At 64.8% G+C, this 13,420-nt stretch carries 15 protein-coding genes and 1 tRNA gene; 7 read left to right on the top strand and 9 right to left on the bottom strand.

The window, feature by feature from the left end; translation table 11 throughout:
• The first annotated feature begins 19 nt into the window (after positions 1-19).
• The 3 genes from ABZW16_RS39960 to ABZW16_RS39950 all read left to right on the top strand — a co-directional run bounded on the left by ABZW16_RS39960 (position 20) and on the right by ABZW16_RS39950 (position 1,917).
• The gene (locus tag ABZW16_RS39960) at positions 20-517 is read left to right on the top strand and encodes a phage tail protein (protein WP_354961353.1); all 498 of its coding nucleotides are present in this window, start codon (positions 20-22) and stop codon (positions 515-517) included.
• A gap of 210 nt (positions 518-727) precedes the next feature.
• On the top strand, positions 728-1,045 hold the full coding sequence (locus ABZW16_RS39955) for a DUF222 domain-containing protein (protein WP_354961350.1): 318 nt from the start codon (positions 728-730) through the stop codon (positions 1,043-1,045).
• Between the two features lie 266 nt (positions 1,046-1,311).
• Positions 1,312-1,917, top strand: a complete 606-nt coding sequence (locus tag ABZW16_RS39950; protein ID WP_354961349.1) for a MerR family transcriptional regulator — start codon at positions 1,312-1,314, stop codon at positions 1,915-1,917.
• 463 nt (positions 1,918-2,380) lie between these two features.
• Here ABZW16_RS39950 and ABZW16_RS39945 read toward each other — a convergent pair whose 3' ends face one another.
• The 4 genes from ABZW16_RS39945 to ABZW16_RS39930 all read right to left on the bottom strand — a co-directional run bounded on the left by ABZW16_RS39945 (position 2,381) and on the right by ABZW16_RS39930 (position 7,614).
• Positions 2,381-3,130, bottom strand: coding sequence for a hypothetical protein (locus ABZW16_RS39945; protein WP_354961348.1), 750 nt, complete (start codon positions 3,128-3,130; stop codon positions 2,381-2,383).
• A gap of 118 nt (positions 3,131-3,248) precedes the next feature.
• Positions 3,249-3,863, bottom strand: coding sequence for a restriction endonuclease (locus tag ABZW16_RS39940; protein ID WP_354961347.1), 615 nt, complete (start codon positions 3,861-3,863; stop codon positions 3,249-3,251).
• 1,473 nt (positions 3,864-5,336) lie between these two features.
• Positions 5,337-6,176 carry a hypothetical protein gene (locus ABZW16_RS39935; protein WP_354961346.1) on the bottom strand — a complete coding sequence of 280 codons (840 nt, stop codon included), beginning with the start codon at positions 6,174-6,176 and terminating at the stop codon, positions 5,337-5,339.
• 493 nt (positions 6,177-6,669) lie between these two features.
• A complete protein-coding gene (locus ABZW16_RS39930; RefSeq protein ID WP_354961345.1) occupies positions 6,670-7,614 on the bottom strand; it encodes an NADP-dependent oxidoreductase in 945 nt (314 codons plus the stop codon).
• A gap of 94 nt (positions 7,615-7,708) precedes the next feature.
• Here ABZW16_RS39930 and ABZW16_RS39925 point away from each other — a divergent pair, with 94 nt between their 5' ends.
• Positions 7,709-7,921: a hypothetical protein gene (locus ABZW16_RS39925; RefSeq protein ID WP_354961344.1), complete on the top strand. Its 213-nt coding sequence runs from the start codon at positions 7,709-7,711 to the stop codon at positions 7,919-7,921.
• Between the two features lie 223 nt (positions 7,922-8,144).
• Here ABZW16_RS39925 and ABZW16_RS39920 read toward each other — a convergent pair whose 3' ends face one another.
• The 3 genes from ABZW16_RS39920 to ABZW16_RS39910 form a co-directional block, all read right to left on the bottom strand.
• Positions 8,145-8,279 (bottom strand): hypothetical protein, encoded by a 135-nt coding sequence (locus ABZW16_RS39920; protein WP_354961343.1) that lies wholly within the window; start codon positions 8,277-8,279, stop codon positions 8,145-8,147.
• A 124-nt stretch (positions 8,280-8,403) separates the two neighbouring features.
• Positions 8,404-8,479 (bottom strand) — tRNA-Gly (locus ABZW16_RS39915).
• Positions 8,480-8,603: 124 nt separating this feature from the next.
• The gene (locus ABZW16_RS39910; RefSeq protein ID WP_354961342.1) at positions 8,604-9,479 is read right to left on the bottom strand and encodes an NAD(P)H-binding protein; all 876 of its coding nucleotides are present in this window, start codon (positions 9,477-9,479) and stop codon (positions 8,604-8,606) included.
• Positions 9,480-9,581: 102 nt separating this feature from the next.
• On the opposite strand from ABZW16_RS39910, the gene ABZW16_RS39905 reads away from it, so the two are divergent.
• Complete coding sequence (locus tag ABZW16_RS39905) at positions 9,582-10,352, top strand: helix-turn-helix domain-containing protein (RefSeq protein WP_354961352.1); 771 nt, start codon at positions 9,582-9,584, stop codon at positions 10,350-10,352.
• Between the two features lie 3 nt (positions 10,353-10,355).
• Here the strand turns inward: ABZW16_RS39905 and ABZW16_RS39900 are convergent, their stop codons facing one another.
• Positions 10,356-11,102, bottom strand: a complete 747-nt coding sequence (locus ABZW16_RS39900) for a lysophospholipid acyltransferase family protein (protein ID WP_354961341.1) — start codon at positions 11,100-11,102, stop codon at positions 10,356-10,358.
• A gap of 8 nt (positions 11,103-11,110) precedes the next feature.
• Positions 11,111-11,863: a lysophospholipid acyltransferase family protein gene (locus ABZW16_RS39895; RefSeq protein WP_354961351.1), complete on the bottom strand. Its 753-nt coding sequence runs from the start codon at positions 11,861-11,863 to the stop codon at positions 11,111-11,113.
• A 110-nt stretch (positions 11,864-11,973) separates the two neighbouring features.
• Here ABZW16_RS39895 and ABZW16_RS39890 point away from each other — a divergent pair, with 110 nt between their 5' ends.
• Together ABZW16_RS39890 and ABZW16_RS39885 are read left to right on the top strand one after the other, a co-directional pair.
• Positions 11,974-12,882, top strand: coding sequence for a hypothetical protein (locus ABZW16_RS39890; protein WP_354961340.1), 909 nt, complete (start codon positions 11,974-11,976; stop codon positions 12,880-12,882).
• Between the two features lie 42 nt (positions 12,883-12,924).
• A partial coding sequence (locus tag ABZW16_RS39885; protein WP_354961339.1) for an MBL fold metallo-hydrolase occupies positions 12,925-13,420 on the top strand: 496 nt, incomplete at its 3' end.

The raw sequence follows: 13,420 nt of genomic DNA, 5'->3' as shown, positions 1-13,420 counted from the left end.
AAAAGAATTATTTGCTAATATGCAAATTCCTACATCAGAAGACTGGAAATCATTACAACAACAAGTACAAGAATATGGTTTATATCATGCTTATCAAAATAGCACATTAAATACAACTCAAAACCTCGCCGGCCTGCGGGCGAACGAGGCCCGATATTTCAGGAACAAGTACGGCCACGACTTCACAGTGGAACCTGCGGGAGATGCCGAATCGACCGTCGACTGGGTGAGCCGGATCCTCGAAGAGGAACGCGGCATCGTCATCTCGTCACGGCCCCTGGAAGCCACGGCGTTCGAGGTGGCGAATATTCGCTTCGCCTATGTCTTCTACGAGAACGGGCTCGCCATCAACGTCATGTATTCCGTCGACGGCAGCGACAAGCGGGCGGTCGGATTCAAACTCTCCGAAGGGATGGACGTCCCCGAGGAACTCGGCTCGTTCAAGTTCGCGAGGCAGAAGTCGAAGTTGGCCGGGACGATTCGCGGCTCCTACTTCGTCATCAAGAACGAATACTGACCGCCGAACCGGACAGCAACGACAAGAGACCTTCGGTCTGCAAACTACTCTCATGAACGGCGCCAATGCGATCGGCAACCTTGTGGGACGCGCGGCAATCACACAAGCGGGCGTAGGGAACGTGTTCTTCATCCAGTGACACCGACTCGGGCATGGCCGGCAAGTCGAGTTATCGAACATGTGTTCTATATTTGAGGTAGGCTGCTGCGGGTGAACATACATTCGACCGCGCTGGCGCCGGATGCTCGAACACCAGGATGGCCGGAACTGGCCGATGTCGATTTGCTACGCACCCTCGTCGAAACCGAACGCCGCCGGAGGCGACTGGATGCTGCCATGCGCGCGGCCGTCGCCGAAGCCGAGCGTCGTGGCCTCGCCGCAGACACCGGCTATCGGGACACCGTGGAGCTGTTGACCGACCTGCTGCGGATCAGTGCTGACGAAGCGCGCCGGCGAATCGAATACGCGGCTCCGCAGGTCCGCTCGCGTACCAGAAAGAAGTGGAGGGTGCTGGCGGCCGCGAGCTGAGGCCGAGCCCGGATGCGTCGAGCTCTGAAAGATCAACGAGCCGAGCTCATCTCGACCGGACGAACGAGGATCGAATTCGAGCATGGCTGTGATGTTCGAAGTTCATGCATGGATCACGCGGTAACGCAGATGTGTGGCATCGCGGCCTTCGAGCGAGCGGCCGAGTTCTAGTTCGATGTGGCCTTGTCCGGTCGGTTCGAACAGAATCCGGGCCGCGGCGCCGGTAGACGAACGCACTCAACTGCGGAGTTCCGTGCGTTACCGAGGTGGCACGGAAGCCAGCTGGCTACCCGCGATCCGGTCACCAGCATCTTCTCCAGCCCCCAGATCGGTTCCAGGATCGGCACGTTCCGCTCCACGCCATCGATCTGGTCAAGATCAAGACACTGGCACGCGCCGGCGTGCCCCTGGCGCGTGTCAAGCAATTGCTCACCGCGAACTCCAACGAGTTCGCGGCTGCAATCGCCGAGATCGACTGCATGCTCGCCGAACGCGCCGAGGAGATCCGCCGAACCCGCGAGCAGATCGCCGAATTGGGCTGCGGCGACCGCCTGTTCGTATCCCCCGACGTCGCCGACTACCTCGACCGCCTGCAACACCTCGGGGTAAGCGAACGGGCGGTGCAGATGGAACGCGACATCTGGATTCTGCTGCAATCTGTCGCCCCCGAACAGGCCGCGGAGTGGGCCACCGACAAGCTCGACGCCATCAGCGATCCGCAATTCCAGACCATCTACCTCGACTACGACGCGGCATTCGACTGGTCCCCCGACGACCCACGCCTGGTGGACCTCGCCGACCGCACCCGTGGCAGACCGCCAGGCCCACCGGAGCAACCGGCCGGACAACCCCGACACTGGACCCGAAACTGACCCGCCTGGTCAGCGAATCCGTCGGAATCACCTCGCCGGCCTGGGAACGACTAACACGGATCGCACAAAGGGCGACCGATGAGTAATATTCCCGCTTCCCCGACACGGACCATGGGTAGGCGAGTCGACTCTCTGACTCCACCGTATCTATTCCCTCCGAACACGCCCACCCGCTACAACACCCTCGTCATCGCCGCCATCCAACGGCGCGAAATCACCGCCACATAGCACTGCGAGTCACAAATAAATTGGTACGTGAAGCAGATCCGCGGGTCCGAGCTCCGTCCCCTCCTTGCGCCCTACCTCTACGGCGACATGCCGGACGTCGAACGATTCTGCAAGATGTGCGAGGCCCTGCTGCCGCACCGCCGCACCGACAAACGAGGCCGATCCAGGCTGTACTGCGACAACGCCTGCAGGCAACGCCACTACCGGCGCCGTAAGAAGCTGGACGCTTCGCGAATCAATCCGAGGAAAGGAGATATGTGCCGGAGAAGGTCGCGCCGTCGAACCGCGCGGCGCCCGCGAACCTCACATCGTTGAAACCAACGTTCTCGAGATATGCGGTTCGGAAATCGAAATTGCTTGTTGACCAGCTGTATTCGGAATCGCGCCGGAGATGGTCCGCGATGACGCGGACGATGGTTGCGCGCACTTCTCTGTCGTTGTGCCGGTATTCGAGGTGGCGCTCCTGGTCGTCGGCGCGGGTGCCGTCGGCGGTAGCGCGGTGGTGCTTGAGGACCAGCTTGCTCTGATGGTTGGCCCCGAGTTCGGGACTGTAAGGCAGGCGCAGGTAGCCACACAGGACGTCGATGCATTGCTGGCGGCGCAGTCCATCGGATTCGTCGGCCACGCCGGCCATCGCGTAGACCCCGGCGATACGAAGCGCGACATCGGTGGCACCGAGCTGGGCAGCCGCGGCACCGAAGCGTTCGACGAACCGGCTCTGCTCGATATCACGTTGGCGCCGGTAGGCGATCACCAACGCGACCACCCCGCCAACCCCGGCAACGACGGTCAACGCGATCCGGGTGACATCGATCTCGGCAGCGGCCTTGGTCGCATCGACCGGGGTGATCCAGCGCAGGAATCTGTAGGCAGCGAACGCGACGAACAATCCGCCGCAGAGCGCAAGGAAAACCGCCGGGAACAGGCCGATTCGTCCGGCGAAGCGACCAATTGCCTTGTTGCGCTTTCCCATCCACACGAGCACCGCTCGATTGTGCTTGAAACCCTGTCTAACCGCTCGTAGTTCACACGCCGGAGGCTGATTCGTCGTGGTACCAGTGTCGAAAAATCGATCGATTCTCGGACACTCTGGTTTCTCGGGTTCAGTTCCAGGGAGTCGGCCCAGTCTGCGATTCCCACGCTGCGAGGGCTTTTGCTGGCATGAGCAGGATCCCGGCCTTGGCCGCGTACGCGCGGGCTTGCGAGGTGAACGCGTGCGCGGTGGTCACCACGGCCGCTACGTCGGCGCCGTGGATGGTGTGCGCGGTTCCGCCGAAGCGTTGCACGTCTTGGCTGCCCACGCTGCGGCCGTTGCGGTATCGCTTGGCCTGCAACACGATCCGCCGACCATCCGGTGCCCGTGCGATTACATCGGCGCCCAGATCACCGGATCCGCCGACCACCCGGACGTCGGTGCAGCCGTCGCGGCGGCACAACGCGGCCAGCGCCTCCTCGAACTCGGAGGGACTCAGCGAGTTCTGCCGTAGCGCGGCCAGCACCCGCGCGTCATCGCGAGCACGCTCCTGGCGGCGATGCCGCACCGTCAGCACAGCGGCGATGGCGGCGACCGCCAGCACACACACCCCAACAGAGGCGAGTGTCACGGCTTGCCGTTCGGCGATGTCCGCGACCTTCGGTGCAACCACCAGCGCGGCGATGGCGGCCATGAACATGAACGCCGCCGCGTTCGATCCGCGGCGACTACGTCGTCTTCCCATCCCGGTGCCCCCTCAACAGCTCGCCCGCTCTTCCTCGGCCTGGCGCAAGCGCCTGGCCGATCCTTCGATTGTCACGGCTACCGCCCGATTCCACTCACTTTCGGAGGTCAGGAAACGGCCCGATTCGGCCCGGCCGCAAGACGATTCGACGTAACAGACAGCGTTCGATGCGGCGCAAAGCTCGCCAATGTTGTCGGTGCCGGAGTCCACACTGGATCCCGCGATCAGTCTCAGCCAGCGAATCACTCTGCGGCTGCCGAGATCAGAAGGGGGATCGCGGGTGTCAGAAGGGCCGTGGTTGGAGCGGACGGTATTGCTCGGTGGGTCCGGCAAGCGGACCACGAACGGTCCTCTACGGGTGTACCTGCCGTACGAGGGCTTCTCGAACAAACCCTGGATCAGGGCGGTCGTGGGCAAGGGTGTACCGATCAAACCGATCGTTCACGACCACCTCAAGGTCTGGGAGCTCAGCGCCAACCACTTGCTGCCCTTGGCGGCGGCGATGGCCGACCGGTACGGAGAGATCGAGATGCGACTACAGGTCTCACCGACGATGACGTGCAGCCACAGCTGCCAGACCGCTCGCCCGGACACGGTATGGGAGTGCGTGTGCGAGTGCGGCGGCCGTGACCACAGCGGCAAAGGCACCTACGGCGACTGGTACCCCACGGGCCGATTCCGCATCGAGCGCCAGGGCGAGATCGAAGTACGCCACATACAGATCCAGCGCGGGCAGATCCCTCTACCGCCGGACATCTCACCCACCGCTCTCGAACGCGCCCTACCCACATCCCCGCCGCAGCCTCCGCCAGCACAGCGGGACAGCGCGCGACCACAGCTGCGGCTGATTCCCACGACACCACCCACGCCGCAGCCTCAGGCCGTGCCCGCGGCACCGCCGACTTTGGAGCCTCGGACGGCGTTTCCCCGGCCGGCCGCTCCGCGTGATCTCGGGCGGGATCCCAGCGATACCGCAGACCGCCACCAGCCTGAACCGCCACTGCCGGTTGCCATTCCAGAACCACACAAGCCCGGGCGGACCAGGCCACTCATCATCGCGGCGGCCGTGGTCGCGGCGATCTGCCTAGGCGTGTGGCTAGTTCTTCCCACCGACTCGCACGACGCGCCTCGGGGAACGAGCACCCCGGAAACGGTCCAGCAGGACAGCCCAGAACCTGCACCACCGCCCGTGGCCGAGGAGCCTGCCCCACCGGCGCCACCGGTTCAGGCCCCACCACCAGCCGCGCCCCCGCACGGGTGCTACCCGTTCCAGCCGAACTGCTGAGCCGCATCCCGGCTGGTGCGATCTGTCGGTGCCCGTGCGTAGGGCGGCCGACCATGCCGTACGAGTAAGAGGGAACTCGAGGGTTATCTCTTAAATGGCCGTTTTACCTGCGTTTTCTCTCGCCATATGTCCCAGTTGACGCCATCCTTAACGGCACCCCGTTCGGTGTGCTTCGCACCGATGCGCTGCTACCAAGTCCCAACTGAGGACGTTCGGTCGTCCCATCCCATGCTTCGTAGCTCGTCCCAATAGAACTTTCCCGTTCCGTTAGGATTCTCCAGCGTCAGAGTCGACCCTCCCCAGTCAACATGTTCGTAGAGCACCGTGATCCGGTTCATTGTCGATATTGAGGAAATGACGTCGTTCCAGTCGCTCAGCCCGAATGATCCTCGTCCGACGTCGCTCAGTTTGTGATAGCCCCGATCCTTGGGGAGCGATATCTTTTCGCCTTCGAATCCGAAGTGTTCGTAGAAGTACGTTGTGTCGATGTCGTAGTTGGCCAACACGTCCACACTTGCGCCGCCTCCCTGCGTGCGCGGTGGGCGCCCGGCCACGATGTCAGGCCCGCCCGCTGGTCGTACGCCGCCCTCGGGCTGATATCCGCCGTACTGGTAGTTTTCAAGAGCGTTTGAGAGGTAGGAGTGCTGCCATACCTCCTCGACCAGATGTCGGTCGTCGATGGCGACGATATGGTCTTTCTTAGGGATGAAGTGCAGTTCGACTCCGTCGAATCGGTTGATGTCGGGCGGGTCGTAGAGAGTGCCGCTGACGAGAATGGGGAGGTAGGGGGCTTTGTGCTTTGTTGGAAATTCGGTGTGTGTTCGATTTCTAAGTTGTTCCGGACCGAGGATGGTTTGCTTGGATCGCGCTGAGGCCGCCGTGTCCGCCCCTGCAATAATCGTGACAAGGGTTTCCAGGGCGTCGATGTTCTTTGTTCGTAGTTGCGAGGTGGCTTCCTGAGTGGTTATCGCGCCACCAGCCAGCGCAGACAGTATTTCTTTGGTCGCGTCGTTCGGTTGCTCGGACATCCGTACAGCCTCCTTGGAACGCTACTGTTCTCGTTGCGGCCTTGAGCGAGGACTATCGCGCTAATGCCTTCTCGACGATCCCGCCGTGGCGGCCTTGACTAGGTAGTGCGTCGAATCGTGTGGCGTCGCACCGCCGTCGATTGCTTTGGCGATTACAGGCGCGATCGCCACACCGGGTGCGGGAGAGAAGTATGGTGCCAGGTCGAGGTGCCCCAGAATGGTACGCCAACGTCGCGAGGAAACTGAGTTGGTCAGCTTCCGCAAGTCTGTCACTTCGACCAGCCACGCCGCCCGGCACGCTGCTGGGCAACGTGCCGGCACCGACATCGCCGCCGTGCTGCGCGACGGTGACGAGCGCGCCCTGCACGCGGCCTGGCACACCTTCCACCACATCCGGCACCCGCGAGCTGTTGGCCAAGCTCGACGCGGGCGAGGTCCCGCTCGCCGATCCGGAGATCGACGTCGCGGCGCACATGCGCGCCGAACTGGCCCCTCACGGACGAACGCGGATGACCGTCTTCCCCTTGCGTCGCCTGGTCGAGTTGAAGGCGGCGACGGCGTCGTCGAGGGTCGCAACTGTGCCGATATTCGTCCGCACTCGTCCGTCCCGCACACGCTGGGCGATCTCGCCCAACTGAGCACGGTCGGACACGACGACGAAGTCGATCGCCAGTCCGTCGGCGGGCCGAGCCTCGGGCGGCCCGGTGACGGTCACCAGCGTTCCTCCGGCTCGAACCAGACCCGCGGACCGCTGCTGGATGTCTCCGCCGAGGACATCGAAGACCAGATCGACTCCGCCGACCTCTGCCAGAGAGTCGTTCTGAAGGTCGACGAACTCGCGCGCCCCGAAGTCGAGCGCGGTCTGCCGGCTGGCCGCGCGCCCGGTGCCGATGACGTAGGCGCCGGCCTCACGTGCGAGCTGGGTTGCCATCGACCCGACTACGCCGGCCGCACCGTGCACAAGGACGCTCTGCCCCGCCTGAAGACGGCCGTGCTCGAACAGCCCCTGCCACGCGGTCAAGCCCGCCATCGTGACGCCAGCGCCCACCGTGAAATCAATGTCGCCCGGCAGCGGCGCGAGATTACGTGCCTCGACGACTACGTACTCCGCCAGCGTGCCGTCGCGAGTCCAGTCCGTGAGCCCGAACACCCGCTGCCCCACCGACAGCCCGGTTGTGCCATAGCCGAGAGCGCTGACCACCCCGGCCAGCTCGTGCCCGGGGATCGACGGCGTCCGGTCCCGACCGAGCCGATCGATCCAGGTCGAGGGCCACTCCAACTCATCGCCAGTGAATCCCGACGCATGAACCTCAACGACGACATCGCCGTAGCTCGCGCCCGAGAGGCTAGCGAACCTCGCCGCATCCGGATCGGGCCGCTCCACCAACGTCATCCCAGCCGTTCCAGCGGCCGGATCCGTCACCACGATCGCCTTCATGTGAATACCTCCCTGTATCCAGGCCGTGCGGCCACACTCTGCGGGGGGCGGGATTGAGCGTGAAGCAGGCTTCCATCACCTCGGGGTCTCAAGGATGTCGGTCGACACTGACATCGTCCGCCTCTACGGCGACGACCGCGACCAGCTCGCGGTAGCCCTCGGCGAAATCACCGGCGTGCAGGGCCGCAGGCCCTGGACGCCCGAAGCTTCAATGATGCAGGCCTGCACCGACGAGCCCCGCCGAGTGACCTGGATGCTTCCCCGAATCCCCCGTACTTCGCGCAGGATCATCTCCGTCTCGACATAGCGCTGGTACCGGTACGCACAGCCGATGATGCATAGCCAGATCCCGCCAAGGCCTGCGGGGAACACGCACTGTAGCGGGATGGTGGTCCACAACGTGTGAAGGTCAGGCGCGCGGTGTACTTGCGCAACCATTCCACCAGCGTCATGGTGCCGACCGCAGTGCCGAGCTGGATCTCGCGGATCCGGCGCGCCTCGGCGACCCCGACCACCTCGGCCAGCTCACATCAGCGCACCGCGGCCTCGCAGTCGTCGAAAGTCTCCGACGTCGACCGTCGATGCCCGGTCTCGTCGTAGTAATGGAACGGAGCCTGCCAGGCGATCGACCCGTTACTACGGGGCCGCGGGCGTGGTGTGAGCATGAAGCCTCCAGAGCCAGTGGGTGCCCTGAGAAGCCGTTGTGACCGCAAGTGGTGACGTGGTGACACATGTGGTGACATACACGTCCACACCAGGGTAGCTCACGCTACTGACCTGGCTTTTTCGTGGAGCGGATGACGGGATTCGAACCCGCGACCCTCACCTTGGCAAGGTGATGCGCTACCAGCTGCGCTACATCCGCACGCGCTCGATGTGGTCGGAACTCGGCCGCATCGGCGTGCGTCCAAAACTGTAGTCCGACATCGGCCCCAAATAAAAATCGGACATTGTTGGCAGGGGCTTCGGGTGCCGGGGATGCGGTTCGGTCAGCGAATGCTCTGGTCGGCGGGGGTTGGGATGAAGGCTGCGGCGTGGTCGGCAGCCCATTCGGCGTAGGTGCGGGGTGGGCGGCCGAGGATTTGGCGGACGTCGTCGGTGCGGATGGTATTGCCGCCCGCGCGCACATAGGCCTGGCCCGCCAGTGCGCCCTCGACGAATTCCGGGGACATGCCTGCCGCGATCATGTGTTCGCGCGCAATATCTTCCGGCATGTCGACCACCTCGAGCGGATGGCCGAGGACGGTCGCAAGTGCTGCGGCTTGGTCTGCGGTGGTGAGCAGTTCGGGGCCGGTGAGGGTGTAGACGCGGCCGGTGTGGCCGGTGGTCGTCAAGGCCTCGACGGCGACCGCGGCGATATCGCGTGGGTCGATGACGCCCTGACTGCCGGTACCGGTCAGATTCGGCACGGGCTGACCGGACCGGATGGCATCGGCCCAGCTCAACGTGTTGGAGGCGAAGCTGGACGGTCGCAGGACGGTCCACTCCAAACCGCTCGCCCTGGCCGCTTCCTCGCCGGGAATATGCCACGTGCCGACCCGGCCGAGGCCGGGTTCGCCGGTGCCGATGGCGGAAAGTTTGACGATGCGGCGCACGCCGACCTCGCGGGCCACGGCGACCAGCGCACGGTCGGTCTCGGCATATTCCGGGCCGAGCACACCCACGATGAAGGCCGCCGCCGCGCCGGACATCGCGGCGGCCATCGAGTCGAGGTCGTGGTAGTCGCCCCGGGCCAGCTCCACTCCGGCGGGCACCTGCGCCCGGTCCGGATCGCGGGTCACCGCACGGACCCGCTCGCCGCGGGCGACCAGCTGACGGATGATTTCACTGCCGATGGTGCCGGTGGCACCGGTGATCACGATCATGCGGCCAGCCTGCCGCCCGGGCCACCTGGGTCGATAGGAAATTTCGGCACGTTTTCGGTCGCTGTATCCGGCTGTGAGCTGCTTACAGTGGGTCCGGTGACCATGCCGACCGCCGACCTCACCGAGTCAACGGTGCCCGCACCCGAAGCACTGCGGCCGTGGATCACCGAATTCGGCAGCATCCCGACCGGCACGGATACCTCCGTGCCGTACACGCATGTACCGTATGCCGGGACAACGATCGTGCTGCGCGACCGCCGCGACACACTCGTCGTCGGGCCGCAGACCCGCGCCGCCTACTCGGCCGCGGATAAGCCCGCCGGATGCACCCGTCTGCGCTTGGCCCCCGGCGCCACCCGGCAACTGCTCGGCGTCCCCGCCGCCGACCTCGCCGATCGCGTCGTCCGCCTCGCCGACCTCCCCGGCGTCGCCGCCGATCTGGCACACGAACTCGTCGCGCTGCCAACCGAAGATGTCCTGCCGTTCCTGGAAGCGATTCTCCCGCAACGCATCTCCGAAGATCCGACCCAGCGCGCACACCGTGAACTCCTCCGCGACGCCGTCGCCGCCATCGCCACGGTCCCGACGGTCCGCGGACTCGCCGCCGACCTCGCGGTCAGCGAGCGCCAACTCCGCAACCTCTTCACCGCCGGAATCGGTGTCTCCCCCAAGCATTTCGCCCGTATCGGCCGCGTTCGCCGCATCATTGCCAGCGCGGGCAAAACCCCGTGGTCCCAATTGGCCACCGCCACCGGCTATTACGACCAGTCCCATATGACCGCCGACTTCCGCACGCTCATGGGCGTCCCCCCGACCTCCTTCCTCCGCGGCGATCTCCCCGCCCCCAGCCGTTGCGGAATCCCCTGGTCCTGAGGCTCAGTGGGTTCGACGTTGGGCGGCGCGCCGGGCCATCTCCGCCCGCTCGAGCACGGCGGCTTCGGCGGGGGTGGGGGCGGTGCCGCCGATGCGAGCGGGTACCCACGGTTCGCCCGCTGGCATCGGGTAGTTTGCCTGAGCGTCCGCCAGCAGTTCGCTCATCCGAGCGCGGAGTTCGACCGTTAGATCGTCGGTCGGGTCGACGGGCGGGATCGGGTCACCGATGCGGATATTGATCGGAAAACGATGGCGGCCGAGTTGCTTCGAGAAGCCCTTGGTCCAGATGCGATGGGCACCCCAGATGACGATGGGAATGATCGGGACGTCTGCGTCGATCGCCATGCGCGCGGCACCGGACTTGAATTCCTTTAGTTCGAAGCTGCGGCTGATGGTCGCCTCCGGGTAGACCACGACCAGCTCACCCGCACGCAGCGCCGCGACCGCGCGACGGTAGGAACCCGCGCCCGCGCTGCGATCGACACCAATTGCCTTGCAGTGCTTCATGAGAAAGCCGACGATGCCGTGTTCGAGTTCGGCCTTCATCATGAAACGAACATTGCGCCGCGAATTGCGCCCGACCAGACCGACCTCCATGAAGTCCAGGTAGGCGGTGTGATTCACGGCGATGACGGCGCCGCCGGTGCGCGGAATCCGGTCCTGTCCGGCGATATCCACCCGCAGCCCCTGCACCACGAAGAGCGTGCGGACCAAGCCCGTGAGAATGTCATAGACCGGTTCCCGCGACATGGCTTCCCCTACAGCGAACCCTCGGCTGCCCGGCGCGCCGCCTTCTCCTCGGCCTCGGCGGCGTCCATGGCATTGGCTGCCTCGAGGGTGGGCGCGCTGCCGCCCAAACGTGCTGGCACCCAATAGGCGCCGGGTTCGTGCACATAGTCCTGCTGCAGATCCAGCAGCATCGCCTGCATGGTGCTGCGCAGCTGAGCGGTCAACTCGGCGGCGGGTTCATAGGGCTGGATCGGCTCGCCGACCGCGATGGAGATCGGCGTATTGGTGCGACCCAGACGCTTCGGGAAGCCCTTGGTCCACACCCGCTGAGCGCCCCAGATGACGATCGGGATGATCGGCACATCTGCCTCGATCGCCATGCGCGCGGCACCGGACTTGAAGTCCTTGATCTCGAAGCTGCGGCTGATGGTGGCCTCGGGGTAGACGCCGACCAACTCGCCTCTGCGGAGGTATTCGACCGCCGCCTTGTACGAGTCGGCACCGGCCGCACGGTCCACCGGAATGTGTTTGAGCGCCCGCATGATCGGGCCGGAGATGTTGTTGTCGAACACCTCCCTCTTGGCCATGAAGCGGACATACCGCTTGGGGGTGCGCGCCGGCAGACCCGCGTAGGTGAAGTCCATGTAGCCGGTGTGGTTGATCGCGATAACGGCACCACCGCGCGCGGGGATACGTTCAGCGTCCTTGACGGTGAACTTCAGACCTTCGACGAAGAAGACGGTACGGGCCAGCCCGATGATCGTCCGGTAGACGGGTTCCACAATTCCGCTAGCGTAGTCGCTGACTGTCCCATCCGGCAGAGCCGCCGCATCCGCGCGCGTGCCGGACCCGTCGCTCATATGCCGAACGCCTACGAAAGAGGACCCTCGAAGTGGAACGTGCACGCCCGATATTGCGTGAACACGACCGGAAGGACCCGCGGACACGAAGGGCGCTCCTCGCCATCACGACTGGCCTGGCACTGACCAGCGCTGTTCTGCTCACCGGATGCGACTCCGTCTCCGGCATACCCGGTGACGAGCCGCCCCACACATCGGCGAAGACCACGACCCCGTCGGCCGCGATTCCGACCACGGCCACGCAGGCATTGGCGCAAGCGTTCAGCGTGCCGGTCGGTGAGGTCCGCGGTGTGCCCGGCGCGGCGGATGTCGTATCGCGCTTCGGCGCGGCACTCGAGCGGTCCACACCCGCCGAACTGCAGTCCAAGTGCTGGATGATGGCCCCGGGCAATGTCAGCGATATGTCCGCCGACAGGAAGACGATCCTGACCGCCATCGCACAGCCCGCGACGGTCACGAAGAGCAGCGTCAGCTGGCAGAATGCGGGCACCACGATCAGCTTCGACCGCGCCGCGATCGAGTCGGGCAGCAAGAACTCGAACCAGACCGTCTGCCCGTGGGTGGCCCAGGACGGCGCCGACCCCGGCCCCAATGAGGCCGACGCCAGGCATACCGTGCGCCGCTATCTGGCCCGTTTCGTCGGCACCCCGCTCGATCCCTCCGATAAGGAGGGCACCTATCCGCTGGTCTGCAAGGCGAGCCCCGCGAACTGGGATCCCACTGGAACCGGCAGCCCGACATCCGCACCGCTGGCCAATAACCCCGGCAGGCTGACCGGCATCACGAAATTCACCGATCAGGAGATCCGTTCGGAGCGACTGCGCGCGGATTACGTCACGGTCGAAGTTCCGGTCACCAACTCCTCCGGTGTGACCCAGACCCGTACCTTCACCCTCACCGAGGGGTCCGAGGGCTACTGCATCGGCGACATTTCCGCCTAACCACTACCCTGGGTGGCTGGTAACGGTCAGGAGGAGCAGCTCGTGCAGATCACCAGCGTCGGACACGCCGGATTCCACATCCGCACCGCGGCCGGGTCGATCCTTTGCGATCCCTGGGTCAATCCCGCGTACTTCGGTTCGTGGTTCCCGTTTCCGGACAACACCCAGTTGGACTGGGATGAGCTGGGCAATTGCGATTTCCTGTACGTCTCGCATCTGCACCGCGACCACTTCGACGCGGCGCACCTGGCCGAACATGTCAACAAGGATGCGACCGTACTGCTGCCGGACTATCCGGTGCCGGACCTGCGGCGCGAACTGGAGAAGCTGGGCTTCCACAAGTTCTTCGAGACCCAGGATTCGGTCAAGCACCGGGTGAGCGGTCCGGGCGGCGAGATCGACATCATGATCATCGCGTTGCGCGCGCCCGCCGACGGTCCGATCGGCGACTCCGGGCTGGTGGTCTCCGACGGTGAGACCACCTGTTTCAACATGAACGATGCCCGTCCGGTCGATATGGATGTGCTGCACGACGCGT

It is taken from the genome of Nocardia sp. NPDC004604 (genome assembly GCF_040609795.1).
Lineage (GTDB): Bacteria > Actinomycetota > Actinomycetes > Mycobacteriales > Mycobacteriaceae > Nocardia.
Note: the sequence above shows the minus strand (reverse complement) of the source record. Positions and strands in the feature narration are given on the sequence as shown.